Here is a 3,705-nt window from a genome sequence, read left to right as displayed (position 1 = left end):
TATTAACTTTTAGGTAAAAATCAAGCTAAATTTTTAAACACAAAGTCTTTTATCTAAATATTAACACAAATAAAATAGCTAGAAACATAATAACTGTACATCCCTTTAAAACTTATAATTTCAATGTATATATAAAATTACCAGTTTTGTTTAATCGAAAAAAGTAGTAATATTTATTTTTAAATATATCAATTGGTAATAGGTTGAATTACTTATTTTTATTCTTTATAGCTGTTATAACTAGCGCTGTTAATATTCTTGCAGGTGGAGGCTCTTTTATTACCATTCCTTTTTTAATCTTTATGGGTCTTCCCCCTACTGTGGCTAATGCTACAAATAGAGTAGGCATATTAGCTCAAACATTTGTGGCCTTTCTCTATTTTAATAAAAGAAAACTCATTAACATAAAAAAAGACGGTACAGAATTTGCCATTCCAGCTCTTATTGGAGCTATTTTAGGTAGCATTTTTGCAAGCCTTATAAGTGATGCAAATTTTAAAAAATACTTAATTTTCTTTATGCTTTTTTTTGTTTTCCTCTCCTTGATTAATATGAAAAATAATATAAATCTAAACATAACTAACTTTAGAAAATTTACGAAAATAAAATATTTTATATTTTTCCTTATTGGAATATATGGTGGCTTTATTCAAGCTGGTGTCGGGTTCTTTATTATTGGAGCTTTAAGTTTGTTCAATTATAACCTATCACAAATTAATATTATAAAAAGCTTTATAATTCTCTTATTTACAGTAATTTCACTACTTATATTTACTTTTTCAGTAAAAATTGATCTCTTATCTGGTGGTGTTTTAGCATGTGGAAATATTTTTGGTGCATATCTAGGCTCCTACATAAATGTCTCAGTAAACCTAAAAATATTAAAAGGCATTGTGCTTATAGCAATATTAATCTTTTCTATTCTACTGCTTATATTTTAAATAGTTGAACAAAAAGAGCAAAAAATACTTTAATAATGTATTAATTATTTTTATAATTATTAATTAATGGTTCATAGGCTTATTTACATAGCATTAGCTGGCGCTTTGGGCTCACTTTGTAGATATGGTTTTACGAATATTGTTCACAAATTTTTTAGTTTTACCTATCCATGGGGAACATTATTCGTCAATCTATCTGGTTGCTTCCTAGCAGGAACTATTTTTACACTTTTTGACGAGTATTTGCAAGTTCCTGCACAGCTTAGAGTAGCTATATTTATTGGTTTTTTAGGTGCTTTCACAACTTTTTCTACATTTATATTAGAAACAGGACAACTTTTAAGATCCTCTGAATATTTATTAGCACTCATAAATATATTTTTGCATAATATATTAGGTTTAGTTTTTTTTATTATTGGAATTATATTAATAAAAATCTTTTTTTGAGGAATACATATGAAAAATGAGAGTGAGGCAAAATTACTTAGAATCTTTGTCGGAGAAAATGATAAATCAGGGACAAAATCACTTTATGAGGTGATAATTGAAGAAGCAAGAAAATTTGGTATGGCTGGAGGAACGGTAATTAGAGGTTGTTTAGGTTTTGGTGCAAATAGTATTGTCCATACATCTAAAATACTAAGGCTTTCTCAAGATTTGCCCGTTATAATAGAGATTGTAGATGTTGAAGAAAAAATAAATGAATTCTTGCCGATAATTGATAAGTTAGTAAAGGAAGGTTTAGTAACCACCCATAAAGCACATGTAATATTTTATCGAGGAAATTCAAAGTAAACTTATATTTTGTGCTTTGCATAAGGCAAATAAATAAATAATTAATAAAATGAAAGTATATCTATTAGAAGTAATCTTGTTTACCAAAGCATAAATTATATATAACTCCCTTTTAGGCATTCATTAATCAATATAATATTGATTTAAATTAAAAATTTGTCTAATATTAATTATTAATAATAAAAAAAGGGGATTTAATATGATTAAGAAAAGTGTTTACCTTTTTATGTTTGTTTTGTTTTTTATACTAAATCTTAACGCACAAAATATCACACACAAAGATGGTTATTTCACTGGTCAATTAAATGATAAAATATACTACCAATATTGGCAGGTAGAAAATCCAAAAGCAATACTTGTTATAGCCCACGGATTTGGAGAACACTCTGGTAGGTATATAGAAATGGCTGATCATTACACAAAACTTGGACTATCAGTATATGCATTAGATCATAGAGGACATGGCAGGTCAGAAGGAGACAGGTGGAATGTAGAAGACTTTGACTTCTTTTTAGATGATCTACACTATTATATAGGAAATGTAGTTAGAAAATTAGAGAATAATAATAGAAAATTATTTTTATTAGGGCACTCAATGGGAGGAGAAATAGCTGCAAAACATGCTCTAGTTTATCCAGAAGATTTTGATTATTTAATTTTATCAAGCCCATCAGTGGGAGCATATCTTGCAGGAATAGCAGTTCCTCAATTTGTTAACACATTAACTGGTGCTTTGGGGCCAATCGTATCAAATGTTGATTTTATAGGAAGCTTCCCTATGCCAGGCACTCAGATTCCACCTGAATATTTGTCCCATGACCCATCAGTAGTTGAAGCCTATGTTAATGATCCATTAGTATGTCATGAAGCTATAAAAATGCGTATGTCCGTTGAGCTTTCACAGAACATGAGCTATATACAAAGAAATGCAGATGAAACGAATTCACCCATACTTGTAATGTATGGAACAGAAGATATGGTAGTGCCACCAAATGATATAATCAGCTATTATGATAAGCTAGAAGTTGAAGACAAAACATTAAAAGGTTTTGAAGGTTTCTATCACGAAATATTTAATGAGATTGGAAAAGAAGAAGTATATAAAACCGCTGATAAATGGATTTTAGATAGAATTAATTAAAAACAATAACAAAATTATAGCTTGACCTTATAAATTAATAAGGTTATTTACTGCTAATAACTTAATTATGATTAAAGATAAAGATTTAATAATTTTTAAGCCCATTGGTTATGTAAAACATAACCACAAAGATGTACCAAGACATTATAATCTATCCGATTTGGTTGGTGATATTATAATAAATAAAGCATATTTAGAAGGCCTACTGGATATAAAGAAAAATAGTTTAATAGTCGTTTTGTTTTATTTTCATAAATCTAAAAAATTTACAAAGGATTTATTAAGAAGGGTCCCACCACATGGTGATAAAGAATTGGGGGTATTTAGCATCTGTTCCCCAAATAGACCTAATCCTATTGGTTTATCTATTCTTAGGGTAATAGATATCGTTGAAAACAAAATCCACGTTAAACATATTGATATGCTTAATGAAACACCAATTCTAGATATAAAACCCTATGTTAAACCAGTTTTTGAAAACTAATTATTAATTAACCCGTATAATCCACATTACCCGTATAATCCACATTACTAGGAACATATGTTGCCTTAGTATAAGGCTTATACGTTTCTATGCTCCTTCTCTCAGCTTGGTTGTAGTATCTGTTAATATCCCTAAGGGTTTCTTGAGTGTCTTTCAAATATTCTAATTCTGCTCTATCCATTTTTCTATCAGCTTTATTTGCTACCCTTTGATCATGGGCTAGCCTCACCTTGTTTATAACTCCAGGGGTTGCCTTTAATTCTTCTCTTTGGATTTGCCTTGTAAGGGAGTTTTCTATTTTTTGTAGGTCTTTGTATGTCTTACTAATCTGCCTATCATATCTT

At 29.1% G+C, this 3,705-nt stretch carries 6 protein-coding genes; 5 read left to right on the top strand and 1 reads right to left on the bottom strand.

The features are described from left to right. Positions 1 to 203: 203 nt before the first annotated feature. From SVN78_09340 to tsaA, 5 genes are all read left to right on the top strand, one after another. Positions 204 to 941, top strand: coding sequence for a sulfite exporter TauE/SafE family protein (locus tag SVN78_09340; protein MDY6821809.1), 738 nt, complete (start codon positions 204 to 206; stop codon positions 939 to 941). Between the two features lie 66 nt (positions 942 to 1,007). Further along, positions 1,008 to 1,388: a fluoride efflux transporter CrcB gene (crcB, locus tag SVN78_09335; protein ID MDY6821808.1), complete on the top strand. Its 381-nt coding sequence runs from the start codon at positions 1,008 to 1,010 to the stop codon at positions 1,386 to 1,388. Positions 1,389 to 1,397: 9 nt separating this feature from the next. Beyond that, the gene (locus tag SVN78_09330) at positions 1,398 to 1,736 is read left to right on the top strand and encodes a DUF190 domain-containing protein (GenBank protein MDY6821807.1); all 339 of its coding nucleotides are present in this window, start codon (positions 1,398 to 1,400) and stop codon (positions 1,734 to 1,736) included. A 199-nt stretch (positions 1,737 to 1,935) separates the two neighbouring features. Continuing rightward, on the top strand, positions 1,936 to 2,877 hold the full coding sequence (locus SVN78_09325) for an alpha/beta hydrolase (GenBank protein ID MDY6821806.1): 942 nt from the start codon (positions 1,936 to 1,938) through the stop codon (positions 2,875 to 2,877). A gap of 67 nt (positions 2,878 to 2,944) precedes the next feature. Next, the gene (tsaA, locus tag SVN78_09320) at positions 2,945 to 3,361 is read left to right on the top strand and encodes a tRNA (N6-threonylcarbamoyladenosine(37)-N6)-methyltransferase TrmO (protein ID MDY6821805.1); all 417 of its coding nucleotides are present in this window, start codon (positions 2,945 to 2,947) and stop codon (positions 3,359 to 3,361) included. Positions 3,362 to 3,368: 7 nt separating this feature from the next. Here tsaA and SVN78_09315 read toward each other — a convergent pair. Beyond that, a partial coding sequence (locus SVN78_09315; protein MDY6821804.1) for a hypothetical protein occupies positions 3,369 to 3,705 on the bottom strand: 337 nt, incomplete at its 5' end.

The organism is Deferribacterota bacterium, from assembly GCA_034189185.1.
Lineage (GTDB): Bacteria > Chrysiogenota > Deferribacteres > Deferribacterales > UBA228 > UBA228.
Note: the sequence above shows the minus strand (reverse complement) of the source record. Positions and strands in the feature narration are given on the sequence as shown.

Bases quoted from the DNA above. Each gene is read 5' to 3' on its own strand.
- crcB (MDY6821808.1), top strand. From the start codon at position 1,008: ATGGTTCATAGGCTTATTTACATAGCATTAGCTGGCGCTTTGGGCTCA.
- SVN78_09330 (MDY6821807.1), top strand. From the start codon at position 1,398: ATGAAAAATGAGAGTGAGGCAAAATTACTTAGAATCTTTGTCGGAGAA.
- SVN78_09325 (MDY6821806.1), top strand. From the start codon at position 1,936: ATGATTAAGAAAAGTGTTTACCTTTTTATGTTTGTTTTGTTTTTTATA.
- tsaA (MDY6821805.1), top strand. From the start codon at position 2,945: ATGATTAAAGATAAAGATTTAATAATTTTTAAGCCCATTGGTTATGTA.